Source organism: Clostridium pabulibutyricum, assembly GCF_058242705.1.
Window position 1 is genome coordinate 265,675 of record NZ_JBZAYZ010000002.1, and the last position, 22,641, is coordinate 288,315.

Sequence of the window (22,641 nt, forward strand, 5' to 3'; positions counted from 1 at the left end):
TCCTAAATTGAATAGGTTTATTTTTGCCCAAGGGATAATACTTATACCTTAATTTAAATTCCTAATAAAGATTATATATGAAACTTTTCAATTATATTCTTAAGCATATCAACGCTCTCTTTATTTCGCTGAGTAGTTTCTTTTATACCCTTTACTCTATAATATATATTATTATTTCTCTCTGTAACAGTCTGAACCTCCTCAGCACCGCCACTTACAGTCTCAGCTATTTCATTCACAGCTTTTACAACACCTTCAATAGATGCATTCAGTTCTTCAGATACTGCACTAAAATCGCTCATAAAATCATTTATTGTTTCTGAATCCTTACTGTACTGCAGGGCCACATCTCCAAGTTTTTCATAATCTTTTGAAACTGTTTCTTCGAGAAATTTCAATATATTACTGGAATTTTCCACAAGCCCTCTAACAGAACGTTCTACTATATCAACTATACTCTTTATATCATTTGCAGTTTTCCCGGACTGTTCTGCAAGCTTTCCAACTTCATCGGCTACAACCGAAAATCCCTTTCCTGCATCTCCTGCTCTTGCAGCTTCAATAGACGCATTAAGCGCAAGAAGATTTGTCTGACCCGTTATTGAAATTATAGCTTCCGTAAGATCATTTATTTTACTTACGGTTCTGCTTTCTTTTATAGACTTCTCAAGACTGACCTTAACATTTTCATAAATATTCTTCGCCTTTTCTTTAGATTCAGTAGACGAAATTTTAAGATCATCAGCCCTTTTTGCAATACCTTCGGACGTTTCCAGTCCCTTTTGAACTTTATCGACCATACTATTTACTGCATTTCCCATTTCTCCCGAAGATGCTGCAATTTCCTCTGCTGTAGCAGAATTTTCCTGCATACCCGCCGAAAGATTTTCTGTCTGCTTTAAGGTTTCATCAACATTTTTTTCAACTTCTCCGGTAACACTATTCAAGGAAACCGCACTATTTTCTATTTGTGTCGATACATTTGCAATATCACTCACAATACCTTTTAATGCATCCCTCATGGATACAATTGCCTTGTACATATCTCCTATTTCATCTTTCGAATCTATTTTAAATTCACTGTCATCTTCAAGATTAAGCCTTGAAATTTTTTGTATTATACCTTTTATTTGTTCTATTGGTTCTGTAATCTTCCTTGATAAAATCAATCCTACAATCAAAGCTGCAACTGCCATTAAAAACATTGCTGCTATAACTAGAAATGTAATTTTTCTTGCACCTGAAATTATAGCACTTCTATCAGCGGAAAGTACAAAAGTCCACTTAAGCTCCGGAACTACACTGCAATAAGCTATTTTTTTAGTATTATTAAAAGTGTAATCTACATAATTTCCGAGAGACGCTTTTCCCGACTTCAAGCTGTCTATAAAGTTTTTTATCACAGTATTTCCCACAGGCTTCCCTATCTTCTTACTTTCTGGGTGAAATATTATGTTACCGTTTTCATCAATTAAATAAGCATAACTTCCTTTTGATTCAGAAACCGTCAAATTTTGAAAGGGTTTTGAAAATGTTTTCGCAATAACTGCAACTGCAGCATACCCTGTTACTTGATTGTTGATTTTTATAGGATTTGTAAAAATTATTATTTGTTCTCCCGTAGATTTTGATGTCATCGTTTCACTTATAGTAGCTTTTCCTTGAAGGGTTTTATAATTATATTCCCTGTCACTTATATTCTGATTTACAAGGTGCTTGTCGCTATCTGCTATTATAGTCCCTGTCTTATCTACAACAAATGCGTGTTCAAGATTTCCCTGATCTTTAACATATTTTACGAGTTGAGTTCCCATCTGTTGTACAGAACTTCTATACTCACTTGAATTATATGATTTTTCCCTAAAATTAAGTAAATCATAACTAGATTTTTTTTCAGACAATCCAATAACCTTTACTTTCTCTTTATCAACCATATCCTCTAAAGTTCCAACATAACTTTTAGTTAAAGACTTCATTTCAATCTTACTCGAATCGTACAATTTAGATGACGTCTGATAATATACCAGTATAGCTGCAAGCGTCATAGTAGTAAGAACAATTGTACCTATAAGCAATGATACCTTTCTTTTTATAGTCATTTTTATGCCTCCTTAATTAGTATTTATTCTATATTATATATATCGTTTACCTTTCCCAATTAATAAGCATATTTGTCTAAATTAACCTTAATATAAAAAAATAAGCAACTACAAATCTGTAATTGCTTATTTTTTTGTACTTTTTTAATATCCAAGCATATTTACTATATCTTCAATTCCAGCATCTGAATTGAAATTCTTTTTGTCTACATATACTGTTATTATAGGGTAATTTGATCTTTGATAATCAAAATTTTGCTTTCCATCTTCACTGAATACGTATGAATTTGTATTTTTGCATACCTCATCGCCTGCATCTATAAAAATCTCTGAATAATTATTTTTTCCAATTACATTTCTTGCGCAAAGCCTGTCATCTCTGAATCTGCTTACAGAATTCACTATTGCTATCATTCCGCTGTCTGCAAAAAGATTTGCAATTTCTGCAATTCTTCGCGTCTGTTCATGAACATCTTTAGCAGTAAAAAATCCAGATGAATCAATATAATAAACTTTTTTTCCAAGATCCATTATCTTCTTTTCAAGCTTTGCTGCAATATCATCTTTTCCACATTCAGGAAGTCCTGTAAGCCATATTACCCTGCCCTTCTGTCCAAGACTTTTTTCCCTGTCCCTCCTTGATACAAATCTCTTTTTTATGGATATATTTTTACTCCTTACAAATTTAGCTTCTGTTTTTTGTAAATCTTCAACATTTGAAATTATTCCGCCCCCGCTTATATCATATTCATCTACTATTACAAATCTTCCAGTTGACTGAAATTCTGCAAACTTATCAAAACAAATTGGTTTTTTTGTTTTGATTGTAACTTCTGCAACATCATTCTTCTTTATATAATCTCTAGTTTCATTATAATCAAGCGTTGCAGCATCTGTTATTTTATCTATAGATATAATTGTACATTCCTCTTCCTGAGTTTCCATTTTCAACTTATATTCCTTGTCTTTAACAAGATTATTATTCCCAAGCCAAAATACATTTGCACTAAAAATATTTCCTACAGTAACAGTTGAATCCTTATGGCATATGAATTCTCCCCTTTTGTTGTAGAATTCATCATCTACCGTAATGCCAACAGACATTCCTGCAGTTGCCACATCTTTCTTATCAGTTTTCTGCCATGACTCTATTGATTTGACCTTTGTAGTTTTTTCTGAAGGATAAATTACAATTTGGTCACCTTTTTTAAGTGTACCCGATTCAATTCTACCTGCAATTATTCTTCTGCTGTCAAATTTGTATACATCCTGTACAGGAAATCTTAATTCTTTTTCTTCAATTCCCTTTTCTTTCTCTATACTATCCATACTTTCAAGTATATTCTGTCCATTGTACCAGGTCATATTTTCCGATTTGCCCGCTACATTGTCTCCATTTGAAGCACTGATTGGTATATAGCTTTCCGGATATATATCTATATTGTTTAGAAACTCATTGAACTGTTTCTGAAGCTCATTGAATCTTTCCTCTGAATAACCGACAAGATCCATTTTATTTATAGCTACAAATACTTTTTTAATTCCAAGAAGTGAAAGGAGATACCCGTGTCTTTTTGACTGCTCCTGAACTCCTTCCTTTGCATCCACAACAAGAATAGCAGCTTCGGCACTTGCTGCACCGGATATCATATTCTTTAAAAATTCCTTATGACCTGGAGCATCTATTATTACATAATCCCTCTTCTTTGTAAAAAATTGAAGCATGGTTATATCTATAGTTATTCCTTGTTTTTGTTCTTCCTCAAAAGCATCAAGAAGATATGCATATTCAAATTTTTTTCCATTTTCTTCGGAAATCTTCTTTACTTTTTCGATTTCCCCTTCTGGAAGGGAGCCTGTATCGTAAAGAAGCCTTCCTATCAAAGTTGATTTACCGTGGTCTACGTGTCCAACAACTACTATATTTAAATTTTCCCTATCCTTCGTCATAAAAAAGCCTCCTTCTACATATATCCATTCTTTCTAAGTTTCTCAAGAGCATGCGGATCTGCCTTGTCCTGTGCCCTTCCTGATCTTTCTGTTTCATTCGTATTTTTAAGTTCAGATATTATTTCATCAAGTGTAGCTGCCTCTGAATCTATAGGATCCGTACAAGGTGCACATCCAAGACTTCTGTATCTTTTTCCGTTTTTTGCAAAATACAAGCTTACCACTGGAATACTTTCTCTCTTTATATATTCCCATATATCAAGTTCTGTCCAGTTTATAATTGGATGTACCCTTATATGGTTGCCTTTCTTGAAATCAGTTTTGAACTGATCCCAAAGTTCAGGCGGCTGGTCTGTATAGTCCCATTTCGATTCGGAATTCCTTTCGCTGAAAACCCTTTCCTTTGATCTCGATCCCTCCTCATCCCGTCTTATCCCCACTATAAGCCCTTCAAACTTATACTTGTCTACAACTTGTTGAAGGCCATCTGATTTTAATGCCTTACAGCATACGAGTCTTCCCCGTTCAGGGCCCATCCCTTCATCCAAAGCTCTCTGATTTGTATGGACTATAAGTTTCAAATTGTATTTTTTGGCTACCTCATCTCTGAATTTTATCATTTCAGGTATTTTAAACGTAGTATCTACATGAATTAAAGGAAACGGACAATTTCCAAAAAAAGCTTTCTGTGCAAGCCACAGCATTACAGTAGAGTCCTTTCCTATTGACCAGAGCATTCCAAGTTTTCCAAGCTTCTTGTAAGCTTCTCTGAGAATATATATACTTTCTGCTTCCAATCTCTCTAAATGATCCATTTTTATTCCTCCCAAAACAGTTAAATTTTTTAAATAGTTGATTTTAATGTTGTATTTCCAAGCCACGTTTGTACCTAATGTTTGTTTCAATTTTTCCAAAAATGAACTTGTCGAAGAGCAATCCCAAAACAAGTATTACTACCATGACACACATTACCTGGCTTATATCTGCAAGATCCCTTCCAACCATAAGAACCTGTCCAAGTCCCTTGGTAGCTGACATCATCTCTGCAGACATTAAAGCTCTCCATGCAAAAGACCATCCTTGCTTCATTCCTGAGATAATTGATGGAAAAGATGCCGGGAAAATCACATTTAAATATAGTTTTCTACCACTGGCACCCATTGTTCTAGCAGCTCTTACATATATAGGATTTATATTTTTTATTCCAGATGCTATTGATATTGAAATTGCAAAAGTCGAACCAATTATAACAACAAATAGTATTGCTTTTTCATTAAGTCCATACCACAGTATTGCAAATGGCACCCAGCAAATACTTGGTAAAGTCTGCATTCCGAGTACAAGAGGGCTGAAATTTTCATCAATATATTTGTATTTTACAATCAAAAGTCCTATAATGCCTCCTATAACAAGTGATATGAAATATCCCTCAACAATCCTTCTCAAACTGACAAACACTGCAATTTGAAGTGTATTATCTTCTGCAAGTGAAACCATAGTTTTGCAAACATCTATTGGAGATGGAAAAGTATATTGTTTCCATACTTTTAAGACATCCACCCCTAGTTTATATACCACCTCCCATATTATTATGAGAATCATATAAAACATTATTTTCTTGAATACTCCACCCACTGTCATATTCTGATTTCGCAACTTTCTCCACCTCTTCTTTCAAATCTTTCATTACCTGAGCCACTACATAGGCAAGATCAGTATTTTCAATAGTTCTCGGCCTGGCAAGCTTAATATTAAACTCGCCTTTTATTTTTCCTGGATTTGCCGCCATAACAACTACCCTGTCTGCAAGAAGCACTGCCTCCTCAACATTGTGAGTCACAAAAATTATGGTTTTCTTTGTTTCCATCCATATTTTTTGAAGTTGAATTTGAAGTATGGTTCTTGTCTGACTGTCCAATGCGGAAAATGGCTCATCCATTAAAAGCACTTTTGAATCCAGGGTCAGTGCCCTTGCAAGCGCGACTCTCTGCTTCATTCCTCCAGAAAGTTCATGTACATATGCATTTTGAAATTTTGTAAGATGTACCATTTTCAGATACTTGACAGCTTTCTCTCTCCTTTTCTCCTTAGACACGCCTGCCATTTTCATTCCAAATTCTACATTGTCTATAACCTTAAGCCATGGAAACAGTGCGGAATCCTGGAACATCATTGCCCTATCCACTCCAACACTGTCTATTTCCTTGCTATCTAGAAAAAGTTTTCCCGAAGTTGGTTTTTCAAGGCCTGCTATTATATTTAAAAGCGTTGATTTACCACATCCAGAAGGTCCAAGAAGACATATGAACTCGCCATCTTTAAAAGAAATATTCACGTTGTCCAAAGTCAAAATGTTTTTCGTTTTAGTAACAAATCTTTTGCTTACATCCTTTATAGTTAAAGACACTACAAGTCCTCCTTTTAATTTATCTGAGATTTTCCTTGTGATTTCAATACTTTATTCAATAATTCCAGGTTGATTAGGTTTTTTGCATCCGGTTTTTCTTTTATAAAACCTGTGCTTACTGAAAGATCTATCATTTCATCTGTAGCCTGTTTTTTAGGATCATTCGTTACTGTTATCCTATTAAACGAAGATGTAAGAATACCCTTGGAAAGTTTTTTCTTCGTAAGCTCATAAATTTGATTATTTATCTCGTCGCTGGCCTTTTCCTTGTTTTTGTTTATATAATCAGTTAACTCCACATGTGTCTTCAAGAATTTCTCTACAATATCGGGATGATCATTTAAAAATTCTTTTCTTACAAGAACAACTGCAGTTGGATAGTTTCCTTGTCTCCAAACTTTATTGTAATCAAGAACAATATTGGCATTAGCTTCAAGTACCAACCTCGAGCCCCATGGTTCCGGAACAAGTGCCGCATCAATTTGTTTGCTCTCAAGAAGTGTTTTTATATCTGGATTGGCAGCTTGTATTATCTCCACATTTCCACCCTGTGTCTTATCTTTAAGACCATTTCTGCTTAATAGATTTCTGAGACACAAATCCTGTGTGTTTCCAAATTGAGGTACGGCAACTTTCTTATCGGCCAGTTCTTTAACATTTTTTATATTTTCATCTTTTCTTGAGACAAGTATTGCTCCTGCATCAGTAGCTCCTGCAATTATCTGTAAATCACCTTTTGATTTTGTATATCCGTTTATTGCCGGTCCAGGCCCTATATATCCTATATCAATAGCTCCTGCAAGAAAAGATTCTATTTCAGAGGATCCTGCATTAAATTGTTTCCACTGAACTTTTGCAGTGCTTCCAAAGGCTTTTTCAAAACTTTTGTTTTGTTTTGCAACAAGTGCCTGTGAATGCGTTATATTTGGGAAATATCCTATATGGACCGTTATATTACTATCATTTTGTCCACTATTTCTATTCTGACATCCTGAAAATGCACCTAATAATACTACTGTACATAGAATAGCTGTAGCTTTCCTGAACTTCATACCAATTCCTCCTTGTTTTTAAGATATGCTTTAATACTTATTGGACTTGCACCTGCTGGTACTTATTACATATTCATCACCTCGTCTATGTTTTATATGCCAGTCAAGTTCATTACCATTCATGCTTATATGCATTTTAGACCCCATCCCGCCTATATCAGCTCCAAGATAATATTCAATGGCACCTTCAGCGCACTCCTTCAAGCATGCAGTACATCCCCAGCAATCTTCTTCATATCTTATATAGGCTCTTCCCTCATCTGAAACACATATCAGATTTCCAGGGCACACAGACTTGCACTTGAGACATCCTATACATTTATTCATGTCAATCTTTATGCTCATATACCTCATTCCTTCCAACGATTTTTCTGAATATGATATTTACTTTTCCATCCTTATAAATGGAATTAACATACTTTTTCCAGTAATTATCATTGATTTCAGGAAAATCAGCATTCTCTTCATAACATCTCCACCTTGTCTCACGCCTCGCTATAAGGTGCGCTATGAGTATCACACATACATACAACCTGTCAATAAGTTCACATATAAACATTAATTCATGACAGTCACTTGCATTAAGTTTATAAGACATCTTTATAAGTTCACGGATTTTTTTATCTGCTATTTTCAGTTTTTGAGAATTATAACTGTAACTTTGTGATATTCCTCCTGCATATTCATCCATGGTCTTTTGCATTGCTTCTTCCAACTGTTGTACTGTATATATGTTTTTACTATTTTGGAAAAAACTATTTACCTCAGAAAGTTTTTCCTGTACTTTAGCTTCAGAAAGCTTCCAAAGTTCTTTCCCTTTTATATATTCAGCAGCAGAATCTGCAGCTATTTCACCTTCCGCAAAACATCCTGTTGCATATTTTTTAGGACTTCCACCGCTTACATCCCCTGCTGAAAACAATCCTTCCAAGGTTGATTCTCTTTTTGTATCTACCCAATAACCGCTGGCGGCATGCCCACCAACAATATACGGTTCGGTACCTTCAATCTCTACATTACTGCAAGACGGCATTTCTCCACTATCAATCCACTTTAGCGCCTGAGAAGGTGCCATATTTAAATATGCCTTTACAAGATCCGTTTCAACCATTTTGGAAATATGTTTTGTCCTTAAAAAACATGGCCCTCTCCCTATCTTATTTTCCATGACAGTTGAGTAGAGTCTATTTATAGTTGTAGGCTTTCCATACTTTAGAACATATTCCTCTCCATCTGAATTTATCTGGACAGCTTTTACTCCTTGTGCTATGGTTCCCGTAGGTGCTATAGTATCCTTGCACCTCAGTGCTATAAATCTCATTTCAAAAGTTGTCATCTCGGCACCAGCCCTTATTCCCATAGCATAGCCAGATCCAGTATTGAAAGGTGAATACCACATCTTGTGCCTTGAAAATCCTGGATTATTTGGCTTGTATATTCCTGAAGCTCCCCCCGCTGCACATATTACGGCTTTAGAATAAACCGCATAAAATTTATTCTTATCTACCGAAAATGCATATGCGCCTATAACTTTACCTCCTCTCGTAATATAATCTATGACATTTGTTTTATTCATGACATCTATATTTTTAGTATCCAGAACCTTGGAAGCAATTACAGGCTTAATATTTTCTCCATTTATTTTTATGCTTCTTCTTCCCCGTGTGACATACTTTCCTTCCGAATTTTTCAATATGGTTAACCCCATTTTTTCCATTTTAGACGTAACTTCATTTAATTTTTTAGCTACTGTATAAACGAGGTCTTCTCTCACAACTCCATTAAATTCATCTCTAACATAATCTACAAAAGACTCTGGAGTTTCATCTTCGTTTATATATGCATTAAGTGCATTTATTCCTGCTGCAAGACATCCGCTTCTTTTTATATTTGCTTTTTCCAGTATTAAAATCTTAGGTTTTTCAGGTGAATTTGCAGCCTCAAGAGCCGCAAAACACCCGGCTGCACCTCCACCTATTATTAAAATATCCGTAGAAACTTCTACAAGATCAAGTTTCACAAAAGCACCCCCTGTAAATAATTAACTATTTTCTTAACACATTCATCCGCAGTATTTAAATTAGTATCTATTACAATTTCAGGATTTTCCGGAAGTTCATAAACAGCACTTATACCTGTAAATTCGTTTATTTCACCTTTTACCGCCTTTTTGTAAAGCCCCTTTGGATCACGCTTTTTACACACTTCAACTGGACAACTTACATAAACTTCAATAAAATCCTTCAAAATAAGATTTCTAACCTTATTCCTATCTCTCTTAAATGGTGATACAAAGGTTGCAATTACAACTACTCCACAATCCACAAAAAGTTTGCAGAGTTCGGAAATTCTTCTTATATTTTCACTCCTGTCACCCTCCGAAAATCCAAGATCCGAATTAAGCCCGTGACGCACGTTATCTCCATCTAAAACATAGGTGAGTTTTCCCATACTGTACAGTTCTTTTTCAAGTAGTGCTGCAACTGTAGATTTTCCCGAACCTGACAAACCTGTAAACCATATAAGCTTTCCTTTTTGTCCAAGCAGATTTTCTCTCATTTTTCTATCTACAAACATTTTATGCCAAACTATATTATTTTCCATAACCACCCTCCCTTGTTTCATAAGCGATTCAATCTTTAATATAATTTATTACGACCATTTTCCGAAATGAAAAATGGTCGTAATAAATTTGAAAATAAATTTTTGCAATCCATCTTTCTTATCTTCCAGAAAAATCATTCCGTAGGAATTAACACCGATACACTCACATAAAAGTGCCGGTTGTCGGGTTTCACAGGGCCAGTCCCTCAACCTCTCTTGATAAGAATATATTATAATTTTAGATAAAAAAACTTCCGCCTCATACAGAGGCGGAAGTTTTTCCGCGGTTCCACTCTGTTTACTGTATCTTCAAGATACAATAACTCAAAATACATTATTCTACTGTTTTAACGTACAGCATCCGCATAAACCTACTTAATTTCAATTACAGAACTCATAAGCGCATTTTCCACTACTTAATCCTGAAATCTGTCTCAGCTAAAAGATTTCTCTCTTTAGGACTCCATAGTATACTTCTCTCAATCACAGTTTTGGTCTTATTTAATTTTGAACTTATTATACTTTTTAAATTATGGCTTGTCAAGAAATAAATTCAATTAATTATATAAAATAACTTTTATACATAAATTTGTTTTATGGATTATTGCATACATCAACCCACTCCCCATACACAAGTTTATACATTTTTAACGGCGAAATCTTAAGGGCATAATCTTTCGATCCTGCTGCTGGATAAACATATTCAAAGTCTTTTATAGAAAGATCCAAGTAAATTTTTACAGCATTTTTCAACCCAAACGGACAAAGTCCTCCTACTGGATGCCCTATTTCCTTCAAAACCATTTCACTTTCAAGCATTTTTGCCTTCACTTTAAAAGTATCTTTAAATTTTCTATTATTTACTTTTAGATCTCCGCGTACAACAACAAGTATATTCCGATCCTTCAGCTTGAAAGCCAGAGTCTTTGCTATGTACTTTGGCTCTGTATGTATCGTCTCTGCCGCCTGCTCAACAGTAGCTCCGCTATCATCTAGTTTAAAAACCGGATTTTTCAAACCTTTATCCTCAAAATATTTAATCACATTTTCCACACTCATAAGCACCATTTTCCTTTCTGATTAAAATATTAAAAACCTTCCTGCAGATAAATTCAGGAAGGTTTGAAATCATATCTCTTTTATTTCTCATCTTTCAGGTTTCACCTGCTGGAATTGGCACCGTTGAATATAAACTATTCAGGTTGCCGGGCATCATAGGGCCAGTCCCTCAGCCACTCTTGATAAGAGCGTATTAAATTTTAAAATTTGTTAAACAATTTTAGTATAAATTTTTGAAGTTGATTTGTCAATATGCTTAATTCTATATCAAATACTCCTTCATTGATCTATAATCTATTTTTTCACCTGATTTTTCTATTTTTACACAAAGCGCATACACTTTCGCAGTATCAAGGCACGTAAAGAGCACTCTATCGTGTACTAAAGAAACATATCTTAGCTTAAATCCATATGTTTCCCCATTGTACCCGGTGGTTACAGTATTTATTACAATATCTATCTTTTTATCGCGTATTTTATCAAGTGCATCTTCTATATCAAGCTCACTGCAGGCTACCTTATTGTCATTTAGAAATTCCCACGTTCCACGTGATGCGTATATAGAAAATCCAAGTGCCTTATATGTCCTGCTTATCTCAAGTACATCTTTCTTATCCCTGTCGTTTACCGATATATAAATGTTTCCTCCCGTATAAACCTTCACACCTGCTGCCTTGAATGCCTTATACATTGCTTTTTCTTTATTGAAATCAACTCCAAGAACTTCTCCCGTTGATTTCATTTCAGGTGCAAGAGCTGGATCAACTCCTGGAAGTTTTTTATTTGAAAATACAGGCATCTTCACTGCATGTATTTTATTGTATTTATACATATCCCTCTTATACCCAAACTCTCTTATACTTTTCCCAAGCATTACAGAGACTGCTATTTTTATCATCGGTATGTCTGTAACCTTACTGAGAATAGGCACTGTTCTGGATGCTCTCGGATTAACCTCGATTACATAAATTTTACTTCCATCAAACGCATATTGAACATTTAAAAGTCCAACAACATTCAATCCTCTTGCTATTTTCAATGTATATTCCTCTATTTTTTCAAGCACTTCATCCGGCAGGCTTACAGTAGGATACATTGCTATGCTGTCTCCTGAATGCACCCCTGTTTTTTCAACATGTTCCATTACTCCTGGAATTATAATGTCTACCCCGTCGGATATTGCATCAACTTCAATTTCTTTTCCAACTATATATTTATCTACAAGTACAGGGTACTCTTTTGAAAGATTTACTGCCTCATTTAAATACTTTGACAGTTCAGCATCACTGTAAACAACTTTCATGGCCCTTCCACCTATAACGTAAGAAGGCCTTACAATTACAGGATATCCTATTTTTTCAACGAGATTTCTAGCTTCTTCGATGCTTGACACAGAGCCTCCAATAGGAGAATCTATGTCAAGTTTTTCAAGCAGCACTCTAAATTTCTCCCTGTCTTCAGCAAAATCTATTGATTCAAAAGATGTTCCAAGAATATTTATTCCTCTGTCATTAAGTTTTTTTGCAAGATTCAATGCAGTTTGGCCTCCAAATTGAACAATTACGCCATATACATTTTCTTCATTTATGACATTCATCACATCATCTATATAAAGAGGTTCAAAATAAAGCTTGTCTGAAACATCAAAATCCGTACTTACCGTTTCAGGGTTGTTGTTTATTATAATCGCTTCAAGTCCGGCATCTTTTATTGCCCATACACCATTTACACAACAATAATCAAATTCTATGCCCTGCCCAATTCTTATAGGTCCTGAACCTATGACAAGTACTTTCTTGTTGTTTGAAACCACATTATCACTTTCAAGGTCATAACATGAATAATAATAAGAAGTTTTCGCCTCGAATTCACCGCTGCATGTATCTACCATCTTGTATACTGATTTTATGCCGTTTATATCTCTAAGTTTTTTCAAATCACACAATTTCATTCCTATAAGTTCGCATATATACTCGTCTGTAAATCCCATTATTTCAGCCTGACTTATTGTCTCTGCATTCGGAACATTTGCTGTCAGCTTGTTTTCCATATCAACTATATTCTTTATTCTATATACAAACCATTTGTCTATACTCGTTATTCTGTTAATTTCCTCTGCATCAATTCCTCTTCTAAGTGCCTCTGCAAGAGCAAACAACCTATCATCATCATGCTCTTTCATCTTTTGCAGTATATCCGGGGTTTCCATATTGTCAAACTTGTCAAGTCTAAGTCCTATTATCTTTCCCTCAAGGCTTATCACAGCTTTCAAAAGAGCACTCTCAAAATTTCTGTCTATAGACATTACTTCCCCAGTAGCTTTCATCTGAGTTTGAAGCGTCCTGTCCGCGGACTTGAACTTATCAAAGGGCCATTTCGGTATTTTAACAACACAATAATCAAGCGCAGGCTCAAATAGTGCACTGGAATTTCCTGTTACATAATTTTTAAGTTCATCCAAAGTGTATCCGATTGCTATTTTGGCCGCTATCTTTGCTATAGGATACCCTGCAGCCTTCGATGCCAGAGCACTTGATCTACTTACCCTTGGATTAACTTCAATAACTTTGTAACTGTTGCTTCGTGGATCAAGTGCAAACTGAATATTGCATCCGCCTTCAATTTTAAGGGTTCGTATAATCTTCATGGCAGAATTTCTAAGCATCTGATATTCCTTGTCTGTAAGTGTCTGGGAAGGAGCGACAACTATGCTGTCCCCTGTATGTATTCCCACTGGATCCAGATTTTCCATATTGCAGACCACCATGCAGTTGTCTTTTTTATCCCTCATAATCTCATACTCAAGCTCTTTCCATCCAAAAAGGCTCTGTTCAAGAAGTATCTGGTGAATCGGGCTTTCTTCAAATCCATTTTTGCATATCTTTATATATTCCTCATAAGTATTTGCAATGCCTCCACCTGTTCCTCCAAGAGTATACGCAGGCCTTATTATCACAGGAAGACTCACCTTGTTTAAAAATTCCCTGCATTGTTCGATATCAGTAGCTATGGTTCCTGTTGCTATAGGCTCGTCAATTGATTCCATGAGATTTTTGAATTTTTCCCTGTCCTCTGCATTTTTGATGGAATCTATTTTTATACCAAGAAGTTCTACATCATATTTCTGTAATATTGAGTAATCATAAAGTTCCATGGCAAGATTGAGAGCTGTCTGTCCACCAAACCCTGCAAGGATTCCATCAGGTCTCTCTTTTTTGATTACCCCTTCTATAGCTTCAACCGTAAGAGGTTCTATATAGGTTTTATCTGCAATATTCTTGTCTGTCATTATAGTCGCAGGATTACTGTTTATAAGAATAGTTTCTATTCCTTCACTTCTTATAGCCTCACAAGCCTGAGTTCCAGAATAATCAAACTCTGCAGCCTGACCTATTATTATAGGCCCGGAACCTATAATCAAAATCTTTTTCAAACCTTCTTTAAGTGGCATTTTATCACTTCTCCTTGCTTTTATATTGTCATATATTTCAAAAATTTATCAAAAAGATATGATGAATCAGTAGGACCCGGACATCCTTCAGGATGAAACTGGACTGAAAACACCGGCAGATGCTTGTGCCTTATCCCTTCTATGGTATTATCATTTAAATTTACATGAGTTACTGAAATTTCATTTTCGTTCAAACTATTTTCTCTTACTGCATAACCATGATTCTGTGAAGTTATATATGCCTTATCAAGTTCTACATCATATACACCATGATTTCCTCCCCTGTGTCCGAACTTCATCTTGAAAGTATCTCCACCAAATGCAAGGGAAACAAGCTGATGTCCAAGGCATATTCCAAATACAGGTACGCCGCTTGTTACAACCTTTATTAAATTAGGGACTATATCTTTTAGATCCTTTGGGTCTCCAGGTCCATTTGAAAGAAGTATACCCTGTGGTTTTGTCTCCATTATTTCATCGAAGGAACTATCATATGGAAAAATCGTTATATCGCATTTTCTGTCAGAAAGGTTCTTTATTATATTTTTTTTCGAACCAAAGTCTAAAAGTGCAACCTTGGGACCGGTACCGTATATGTGCTTTATCTCATTCGTGCTCACCTCAGATACAAGATTACTATTGCTATATGAACTTAAAAGTTTCTTTATTTCATATATAGATTCATTTTCACTGCAAATTACGCATTTCATGGTACCCCTTGACCTTATCTTCTTTGTAACACTTCTTGTGTCGACACCGCTTATACCCACTATTTCATTTTCCACAAGGAAATTTTCAAAGCCATTTTCACTAAGGTAATGTGACGTATCACTATAGCTGTTTTTTACAACTATGCCTTTTGCCTGTATCCCGCCTGACTGGCTGTTTTTATAATCTATGCCATAATTGCCTATATAAGGATAGCACATGTTTATTACCTGTCCTCTATAAGACGGATCCGTAAGTATCTCCTGATATCCTGTCATGGAAGTATTGAACACAAGTTCACCTGCTGTTATGCCCTTCTTTCCTATGGCTTTCCCCATAAATACAGTTCCATCCTCCAAATACAAAATAGAATTCATATTATACCTTCTTTCTAAATATTGTCATCTCCAAGTGTTGCAACCATCACTGCCTTTATAGTATGAAGTCTGTTTTCAGCTTCATCAAATACCACAGAATTCTCGCTTTCAAATATATCATCTGTAACCTCAAGAGATGAAATTCCAAATTTATCATATATACTTTTTCCTGTAGTAGTATCTAAATTGTGAAAGGATGGGAGGCAGTGCATAAACTTGACATCATCATTTCCAGACATACTTAAAAGTTCTTTATTTACCTGATAAGGCATAAGAAGCTCTATTCTATCCTTCCATAATTGTTCAGGCTCTCCCATTGACAACCATACATCTGTATATACAACATCTGCATCTTTTATATTTTCCTGTATATTACTGCTTATAGTTATGTTACCATGTGACTTTTCAGCCTGTGCTCTACATTTTTCAACAAGTTCTATATCAGGAAACAATTTCTCAGGAGTTATTATTCTGAAATTCATGCCAATCTTGGACGCCCCTATCATAAGAGCATTTGCCATATTATTTCTCCCGTCTCCTATATAAACAAAGTTAACTTTATCAAGTGGCTTTTCAACATGTTCCTGCACAGTCATAAAATCTGCAAGCACCTGTGTCGGATGGTCCTCATCTGTTAATCCGTTCCATACTGGAATTTTTGAGTATTCGGCCAGTATCTCCACATTTTTCTGAGAAAATCCCCTGTACTCTATACCGTCAAACATCCTTCCAAGCACCCTTGCAGTGTCTTTCAAAGACTCTCCAACACCTATATGACTCTGGGCTGAATTTATATATACTGCATTTGCTCCCATATCATGTGCACTTACTTCAAAAGAACATCTTGTTCTTAAGGATTCTTTTTCAAATATAAGTGCAATATTTTTATCTAAAAGCCTTTTTTTCTGGCTGCCGCTTTTCTTTTCTTCCTTTAACTTCTTAGACAGAGAAAGCAGAAAATTTATTTCATTAGAATTAAAATCATTTAGCGTTAAAAAACTTCTTCCTTTTAGACTTATCATTTTTTTCCTCCCAAACAGCAATGTCGTAGAATTCGTACATGCATATTATTTTTAGTATTAAACTATCCAAACACGATTATATTTGCTTATAATTATACATTTAAATTTATAAAAATTCAATATTATGTTTTAATATTTTGGACTCAAATATCAATGAAGTCCAGTATATATAATAAAATAGCAGGATACTGGTTTTAAAACCTCATCCTGCTATTTGCATATTTACACTTCAAAAGATTAAATTTATTCTAATGTTACAAGTTTGTATTCCATACTTCCCAATCCTATTTTTTCTCCATAATTCAAAGTTTTTACTCCTCTTAAAAAGAAAAGCCTGACACCTAAATTCAGCTTGTCAAGACAAGCTTTATCAACAGCTACAGGATCGGTTGATCCGAAAATGCCTATATCCCCTGTTACAGGCATCATCTTATGTCCCTCACAATCACAGCCTGCTGTTATATTTACAGCAAAATTTATATATATGTTTTTCTTGTTAATGGATGATCCAAGAGCATACTCTGCAAGTCTTTCATTGAATGACGCAGATAATGACTTAAACCAGTTGCTTGTAATCGCATGATACGGACAAAGTGCCTGACAGGAAGAGCATCCTATACATTTATTTTTATTTATCTTGGCGGTTCTTTTTATAGTTATTGCATCTACAGGGCAATTCTTACTGCACGTTCCACATGTTCTACACATAAACGGTACTATTATAGGTTTTGAATTTGCATGCTGGTCGAGCTTTCCCCCTCTAGCCGCGCATCCCATAGCAAGCTGCTTCACCGCACCTCCGAATCCAGCAAGTGCATGGCCTTTGAAATGGCTCAAAACAATAATCTGTTTGCTTTCAGCAATTATTTTACCTATTTTACATTGTTTAAAATGCTTCTTCCCTATATCTACAAGCTCAAACTTTTCTCCCCTTTCCCCATCTGCTATAACTACTGGCAACCTCGTAAAGCCATGACTTTCTGCAAGCTTAATATGATTTTCCTTTACAGTTCTCTGACCCCTGTAAAGCGCATTTGTCTCAATAAAACAGCTCTTTATTCTTCTATCTTCAAGCAAATCTATAATTCCATCGAAACTTTCAGGTCTTACGTATGTCCTGTTTCCTTTTTCACCAAAGTGAACTTTTAAAGGAACCTGACTCTCAAGATTCAATTTTTCACCCTTTAAAAGTTCTTCAAGCACCTCTTTTGAGATTTTGCTTACTTCACAAGGACTTGAATGGGATTTTACCGGTTTAAAGTATACATTAGACAACCGATTCACCTACTTCCTGCAAACATAACATATCCAGTGCTTATCGGCATCTATCTCCATATCAACCTTATTATATCCCGATGATAATATTATTTTCTTTAGTTCTTCGGGTGTATATAAATCCATATTTTTTTTATACTCTTCATATTCTTTCTCCATACTTTTATCCATATACATTTCATTTATGATAATAAATGTGCCTTCTTGTTTCAATATTCTTTTTATTTCTCTCAAACTCTTGTCTAAATTCGGCCAGAAATATATTGTTTCCACGGCAGTTACAAGATCAAACCTGTTATCATCAAAAGGAAGATGTTCAACACTTGCATTGTATACTTCCACTTTTCCACTTTCCATCATATTTGAATTCAGCTGTTTCGTCCATTCAACACAATCTTTTGAATAGTCCACCCCTATAACTTTTCCATCTTGAATCATTTTGGCCATTCTATTGACAGTTCTGCCGCCGCCGCAGCCAACATCCAATATCTCGAAATTGTCTTTTATATCTATCTTATTAAGTCCCCAACCGGTAAGTTCAAAGTGGCTTACATTCATCTCCCCCGCTACAGCTTTTCCCAAATCTCCTGAAGGTTTCCTGCACTGTCCAAGTTTTCTTGAAACTTCACTCATTTTTATACACTCCCACCTTTTTAAGTATTACTCCATAATTGATTCTTAAGTATCACTGCTCTTATTTTATCATAATCTATACTTTCTGGAATCTTTTCCTTTATTGGATAAAGTCTGTCACTTCCAACCTCTTTTACCGCAAGCATGACAGCTTTCTCTTCCTCACAAGTAAACACTCCTTCAAAATCAATACTTAAATTTGAAACAACATTTTCTTGTATTCCCTTAATAATATGTGTTAATATAGTCGATATTTTTAGATTTCTCTTTTCGGCTACGTCAAGTACTTTCATCTCTTCAAGCATCTTCAGTGTTATTTCATGTGTCTTGACCTTGTTTGACTTTTCCCTGCCCACATGCGCTTTATATATATCTTCACTTTTATGCTCAACCTTGGTTTTATCTATATTGTTTTTAAAAACATATTCTTTTATTTCCTTTATGAAATCAGAAGCATATTTCTTTAATTTCATACTTCCAACACCTGAAATTTCGCCCATTTCTTCCAAGCTGCACGGATATACTGTACTCATACTTTTCAATGTACTGTCGGAAAATACAAGATAAGGCGGTATTCCTTCCCTCTCTGAAATATCTTTTCTTAATTTTCTTAATTTCTCAAAGAGATCATTATCACTTGAAAGTTTTCTAACCTTTATAGTTTCCTTGAGAGTAACCCTGTTATTTCCTTTTAATATGTCAAGAGATTTACGATTCAGTATAACTGTAGGGTATTCTCCCTCTTTAAGCGACATATATCCATGAGCAATAAGCGTATTTATAAAATTTGACAGATTTTCTTTTGAATACTCCCTCATTATCCCATAAGTAGATATATTGTTAAATCCATTTTGGAGTACCTTCCTCTGCTGTGACCCACGAAGTACATCAACTATCATATTTACTCCAAAAGGCTTCTTCATTCTATATACACACGACATAACCTTCTGCGCATCAACTGTCCTATCCACAAGTTCCCCCTGTGATGTACAATTGCTGCAGTTTCCGCATTCTTCCCATTCAACATTTTCTCCAAAATATTCAAGTATATATTTCCTGAGGCATCCATTATAATGCACCAAATCTACCATCTGCTGCAATTTTTTATACTCGCTAAGTTTACGCTCCTCAGACTGTACACTGGTCTCGATTAGATACTTCTGCGTAATTATATCCTGCGGTGAAAACATAAGTATGCAATCACTTTTCTCGCCGTCTCTTCCTGCTCTACCTATCTCTTGATAATAACTTTCTATATTTCTTGGAATATTGTAATGTATTACATATCTCACATTTGACTTGTCTATTCCCATTCCAAAAGCATTAGTGGCAACCATGACATTTATTCTGTCATACACGAAACTTTCCTGTGAATCTTTCCTTTTTTCATCAGTCAATCCTGCATGATACTCCCCTGCCGCTATTCCATTTTTCACAAGAATTTCATATATTCTGTCCACATTTTTCCTCGTGGATGCATATATTATACCCGACTGTCCCGAATTCGCCTTGACATAATCAACTATGTAAGACATTCTATTTCCAATCTTAAGGCAGTTTATTTTTAAGTTTTTTCTATCAAAACCCGATATGAAAATAGATGGATTCACAAGTTTTATCTGCTTTACAATATCATTTCTTACTTCCTCTGTAGCTGTAGCGGTAAATGCAGTTACAACAGGTCTTTCACTGAGATTTTTTACAAATTTCCATATGTATCTGTAACTGCTTCGAAAATCATGGCCCCATTGAGACACACAGTGCGCTTCATCTACAGCCACCTGTGACACCTTTATGTCTTTTACTGCATCCAAAAAATCCAATGACTCCAACCTTTCAGGAGCAATATACAGTATTTTTACAGAATTGCTTTTTAACTTTGAGGCTATATCCATTATTTCTCTTCTCTCAAGAGAACTATTTATATAATATGCCTGTATTCCTGCATCTCTTATACTGTCCACCTGATCTTTCATAAGTGAAATAAGTGGAGAAATAACTACTGTAATGCCTTCAAAAATCAATGCTGGAATTTGATAACATATTGACTTTCCACCGCCTGTAGGCATCACTGCAAGTGTATCTTTCCCTTCAAGTATACTGTTTATAACATCTCCTTGTGACTTTCTGAAATTTTTATATCCATAATATTTATGTAAAATTTCCAGTGGCTTTTCAAACAATAACATTTCACCTCCAATATGGATTCTCTATGCCAACCGTTTATTTAACAGATCTTTTAAATATTCACAAACTCTAGCATATATTATACCTTCACATTCCAGGATTATCAATTCCATACCCCCTCCTTCCAATATTTTAAGAAGTTCAGGAATATTTTTTAAAAAAATGGATATAAATTACTATAGAATATCAATATAAAAATTTCATTGAATTTTAAAGCATATCACGGGAGGTTCAAAATGAAATATTTTCAGAAAGCAAATGATTATTACAATGAAAAAGACTATAGAAGAGCAATAACTCTATATGAAAAGGCAATAGCTGTAAAAGACAACGAAATATCTTCTCTCTATAATTCAGCAGTATGTCTTATAAAACTCAATGAATATTTAAAAGCAATCCCTAAATTAAAATCAGCAATAACATTAAAAAAAGAAAGCAAATATTTTTTCAATTTGGGCTACTGTTATACCATGCTGAAAGATTCAAAAAAGGCCCTTTTAGCTTTCAACACTGCCTGGGCTCTTGATAATTCGGATTGTGACTGCAAAAGAGCTATCGACCTGTTGTTAAAAAACTGTTCAAAATCAAAGTAGAGTTCCTCTACTTTTTTAATTTTACCATTGTCCCGCTATTTGGGCATTTTTATGATCAATTCCAAATCTTGAACTATCAAAATAGTTCCCTCCCTTATAAAATGTAGTATCTACATTTATCCACCTGCTTTTTTCCGGAATATATACCTGATTCCATGCATGACTGACCCAGCTTATTCCATTAAATCCTTCGCCTGTTACAAGCCTTACCTTTATTTTATTTGCCCTTGCCATTGCAACATACAGCGACGCATAATCAAAACATATGCCCTTCTTAGTATCGAAAGTAGGTATTGCTCCTGATTTTACATCAAAATCATTGTTAAGTACCTTATTTGCCTTGTCATAATCATATGATATATTCATACCTATCCAGTTATATAGCATTTCTGCTTTTTGTGTAGTATCACTACCTTCAGAGCCGAGATCTCTTGCAAATTTGTCAATACTGGAATCAGACCTCACACCCTCGTCAAGTGTAACTCCGTTGTAATATACAACAGCCTTTCCCTCATTAATCTGCTTAATAGGAATAGATGTATTCTGGATTTGTTTGTCAGAATCACCTTCCCTTATTACCACTCTGAAAGAATTATTCAATATATTTGGAAGCTGTTTTGCAATTGTGGAATTTGTAACCGGTATTATAACACTTCTGCATATAGACTCATAAGTTTTCGATTCCTGAAGATATGAACTGAGCTTGCTGTTCACATTGAATATCGACATTATATTAAATATAAATGCAACTAGAAGAACATAGCAAATAGACCTTGGAATTTGAGACACCATTCCTGTTATTCTTTTAAAAAAGTTGCTCTTTGACCTTACAAACTTCTCCATGCTGTCAAGTGCCGGATAAAATGTAAAATAATTTATCAAATCAAAAACAAGCTTTATGATTCTGTATATTATAAATACAAGCAGCGGTATAATTATTACATATATTATAAGATTGTTGTTTTGTATATAATTCAACAAATGCTGGGGTATATAAAAATATATTTTCTCATATATTCCGCTCTCATGTTGTATAAGTATTTTTTTTCCAAAATATATGCCTGATATTATAGATATGATAAAAGATATATTTCTACTCATTTCATCTATGTCTTCTTTTAAATCTCTCGAAGAAAATTTAAACAAAAATCCCCTTAAAACCGGGTATAAAAAAACCGCAAATATTATAATCGTCACGGGATTTACTCTCATAACAACAACCAC

The 22,641-nt window shown here is 34.8% G+C and carries 18 protein-coding genes, 2 riboswitches and 1 other annotated feature; of the genes, 1 reads left to right on the plus strand and 17 read right to left on the minus strand.

The annotated features are described in order from the left end of the window. Nucleotides 1-71: 71 nt before the first annotated feature. From AC4CVH_RS04610 to recQ, 16 genes are all read right to left on the minus strand, one after another. Nucleotides 72-2,099, minus strand: a complete 2,028-nt coding sequence (locus tag AC4CVH_RS04610; protein WP_490786563.1) for a methyl-accepting chemotaxis protein — start codon at nucleotides 2,097-2,099, stop codon at nucleotides 72-74. Nucleotides 2,100-2,243: 144 nt separating this feature from the next. Then, nucleotides 2,244-4,049, minus strand: a complete 1,806-nt coding sequence (locus AC4CVH_RS04615) for a GTP-binding protein (RefSeq protein WP_490786564.1) — start codon at nucleotides 4,047-4,049, stop codon at nucleotides 2,244-2,246. Nucleotides 4,050-4,063: 14 nt separating this feature from the next. Next, on the minus strand, nucleotides 4,064-4,864 hold the full coding sequence (gene cysD, locus AC4CVH_RS04620; protein WP_490786565.1) for a sulfate adenylyltransferase subunit CysD: 801 nt from the start codon (nucleotides 4,862-4,864) through the stop codon (nucleotides 4,064-4,066). Between the two features lie 43 nt (nucleotides 4,865-4,907). Then, nucleotides 4,908-5,651: an ABC transporter permease gene (locus tag AC4CVH_RS04625; RefSeq protein WP_490786674.1), complete on the minus strand. Its 744-nt coding sequence runs from the start codon at nucleotides 5,649-5,651 to the stop codon at nucleotides 4,908-4,910. Beyond that, on the minus strand, nucleotides 5,617-6,456 hold the full coding sequence (locus AC4CVH_RS04630; RefSeq protein WP_490786566.1) for an ABC transporter ATP-binding protein: 840 nt from the start codon (nucleotides 6,454-6,456) through the stop codon (nucleotides 5,617-5,619). Before AC4CVH_RS04630 ends, AC4CVH_RS04625 begins: the two co-directional genes overlap by 35 nt. Before the next feature lie 14 nt (nucleotides 6,457-6,470). Next, complete coding sequence (locus AC4CVH_RS04635) at nucleotides 6,471-7,508, minus strand: aliphatic sulfonate ABC transporter substrate-binding protein (protein ID WP_490786567.1); 1,038 nt, start codon at nucleotides 7,506-7,508, stop codon at nucleotides 6,471-6,473. Between the two features lie 30 nt (nucleotides 7,509-7,538). Further along, complete coding sequence (locus tag AC4CVH_RS04640) at nucleotides 7,539-7,853, minus strand: 4Fe-4S dicluster domain-containing protein (protein WP_490786568.1); 315 nt, start codon at nucleotides 7,851-7,853, stop codon at nucleotides 7,539-7,541. Next, complete coding sequence (locus AC4CVH_RS04645) at nucleotides 7,837-9,528, minus strand: adenylyl-sulfate reductase subunit alpha (RefSeq protein WP_490786569.1); 1,692 nt, start codon at nucleotides 9,526-9,528, stop codon at nucleotides 7,837-7,839. The genes AC4CVH_RS04640 and AC4CVH_RS04645 overlap by 17 nt, the downstream gene beginning before the upstream one ends. Further along, on the minus strand, nucleotides 9,525-10,112 hold the full coding sequence (gene cysC, locus AC4CVH_RS04650; protein ID WP_490786570.1) for an adenylyl-sulfate kinase: 588 nt from the start codon (nucleotides 10,110-10,112) through the stop codon (nucleotides 9,525-9,527). Before cysC ends, AC4CVH_RS04645 begins: the two co-directional genes overlap by 4 nt. 115 nt (nucleotides 10,113-10,227) lie before the next feature. Continuing rightward, a riboswitch (SAM riboswitch) is annotated at nucleotides 10,228-10,338 on the minus strand. 36 nt (nucleotides 10,339-10,374) lie between these two features. After that, nucleotides 10,375-10,608: a binding site (T-box leader), on the minus strand. A 98-nt stretch (nucleotides 10,609-10,706) separates the two neighbouring features. Then, nucleotides 10,707-11,171 carry a YbaK/EbsC family protein gene (locus AC4CVH_RS04655; protein ID WP_490786571.1) on the minus strand — a complete coding sequence of 155 codons (465 nt, stop codon included), beginning with the start codon at nucleotides 11,169-11,171 and terminating at the stop codon, nucleotides 10,707-10,709. 84 nt (nucleotides 11,172-11,255) lie between these two features. Further along, nucleotides 11,256-11,360: riboswitch (SAM riboswitch) on the minus strand. Nucleotides 11,361-11,433: 73 nt separating this feature from the next. Then, complete coding sequence (gene carB / locus AC4CVH_RS04660) at nucleotides 11,434-14,622, minus strand: carbamoyl-phosphate synthase large subunit (RefSeq protein ID WP_490786572.1); 3,189 nt, start codon at nucleotides 14,620-14,622, stop codon at nucleotides 11,434-11,436. Between the two features lie 20 nt (nucleotides 14,623-14,642). Beyond that, nucleotides 14,643-15,707 carry a glutamine-hydrolyzing carbamoyl-phosphate synthase small subunit gene (gene carA / locus AC4CVH_RS04665; protein WP_490786573.1) on the minus strand — a complete coding sequence of 355 codons (1,065 nt, stop codon included), beginning with the start codon at nucleotides 15,705-15,707 and terminating at the stop codon, nucleotides 14,643-14,645. Nucleotides 15,708-15,721: 14 nt separating this feature from the next. Then, a complete protein-coding gene (argF, locus tag AC4CVH_RS04670; RefSeq protein WP_490786574.1) occupies nucleotides 15,722-16,729 on the minus strand; it encodes an ornithine carbamoyltransferase in 1,008 nt (335 codons plus the stop codon). 243 nt (nucleotides 16,730-16,972) lie between these two features. Continuing rightward, the gene (locus tag AC4CVH_RS04675; RefSeq protein WP_490786575.1) at nucleotides 16,973-18,013 is read right to left on the minus strand and encodes a DUF362 domain-containing protein; all 1,041 of its coding nucleotides are present in this window, start codon (nucleotides 18,011-18,013) and stop codon (nucleotides 16,973-16,975) included. Further along, nucleotides 18,014-18,637 carry a class I SAM-dependent methyltransferase gene (locus tag AC4CVH_RS04680; RefSeq protein ID WP_490786576.1) on the minus strand — a complete coding sequence of 208 codons (624 nt, stop codon included), beginning with the start codon at nucleotides 18,635-18,637 and terminating at the stop codon, nucleotides 18,014-18,016. Between the two features lie 20 nt (nucleotides 18,638-18,657). After that, the gene (gene recQ, locus AC4CVH_RS04685; RefSeq protein WP_490786577.1) at nucleotides 18,658-20,826 is read right to left on the minus strand and encodes a DNA helicase RecQ; all 2,169 of its coding nucleotides are present in this window, start codon (nucleotides 20,824-20,826) and stop codon (nucleotides 18,658-18,660) included. Nucleotides 20,827-21,060: 234 nt separating this feature from the next. On the opposite strand from recQ, the gene AC4CVH_RS04690 reads away from it, so the two are divergent. Further along, nucleotides 21,061-21,417, plus strand: a complete 357-nt coding sequence (locus AC4CVH_RS04690) for a tetratricopeptide repeat protein (RefSeq protein WP_490786578.1) — start codon at nucleotides 21,061-21,063, stop codon at nucleotides 21,415-21,417. A 21-nt stretch (nucleotides 21,418-21,438) separates the two neighbouring features. Here AC4CVH_RS04690 and AC4CVH_RS04695 read toward each other — a convergent pair whose 3' ends face one another. After that, nucleotides 21,439-22,629 carry a transglutaminase-like domain-containing protein gene (locus AC4CVH_RS04695; protein WP_490786579.1) on the minus strand — a complete coding sequence of 397 codons (1,191 nt, stop codon included), beginning with the start codon at nucleotides 22,627-22,629 and terminating at the stop codon, nucleotides 21,439-21,441. Nucleotides 22,630-22,641 lie beyond the last annotated feature (12 nt).

Bases quoted from the DNA above. Each gene is read 5' to 3' on its own strand.
- cysD (WP_490786565.1), bottom strand. From the start codon at position 4,864: ATGGATCATTTAGAGAGATTGGAAGCAGAAAGTATATATATTCTCAGA.
- carA (WP_490786573.1), bottom strand. From the start codon at position 15,707: ATGAATTCTATTTTGTATTTGGAGGATGGAACTGTATTTATGGGGAAA.
- cysC (WP_490786570.1), bottom strand. From the start codon at position 10,112: ATGGAAAATAATATAGTTTGGCATAAAATGTTTGTAGATAGAAAAATG.
- AC4CVH_RS04680 (WP_490786576.1), bottom strand. From the start codon at position 18,637: ATGAGTGAAGTTTCAAGAAAACTTGGACAGTGCAGGAAACCTTCAGGA.
- AC4CVH_RS04640 (WP_490786568.1), bottom strand. From the start codon at position 7,853: ATGAGCATAAAGATTGACATGAATAAATGTATAGGATGTCTCAAGTGC.
- AC4CVH_RS04625 (WP_490786674.1), bottom strand. From the start codon at position 5,651: ATGATTCTCATAATAATATGGGAGGTGGTATATAAACTAGGGGTGGAT.
- recQ (WP_490786577.1), bottom strand. From the start codon at position 20,826: ATGTTATTGTTTGAAAAGCCACTGGAAATTTTACATAAATATTATGGA.
- carB (WP_490786572.1), bottom strand. From the start codon at position 14,622: ATGCCACTTAAAGAAGGTTTGAAAAAGATTTTGATTATAGGTTCCGGG.
- AC4CVH_RS04690 (WP_490786578.1), top strand. From the start codon at position 21,061: ATGAAATATTTTCAGAAAGCAAATGATTATTACAATGAAAAAGACTAT.
- AC4CVH_RS04610 (WP_490786563.1), bottom strand. From the start codon at position 2,099: ATGACTATAAAAAGAAAGGTATCATTGCTTATAGGTACAATTGTTCTT.
- argF (WP_490786574.1), bottom strand. From the start codon at position 16,729: ATGATAAGTCTAAAAGGAAGAAGTTTTTTAACGCTAAATGATTTTAAT.
- AC4CVH_RS04615 (WP_490786564.1), bottom strand. From the start codon at position 4,049: ATGACGAAGGATAGGGAAAATTTAAATATAGTAGTTGTTGGACACGTA.
- AC4CVH_RS04695 (WP_490786579.1), bottom strand. From the start codon at position 22,629: ATGAGAGTAAATCCCGTGACGATTATAATATTTGCGGTTTTTTTATAC.
- AC4CVH_RS04655 (WP_490786571.1), bottom strand. From the start codon at position 11,171: ATGAGTGTGGAAAATGTGATTAAATATTTTGAGGATAAAGGTTTGAAA.
- AC4CVH_RS04635 (WP_490786567.1), bottom strand. From the start codon at position 7,508: ATGAAGTTCAGGAAAGCTACAGCTATTCTATGTACAGTAGTATTATTA.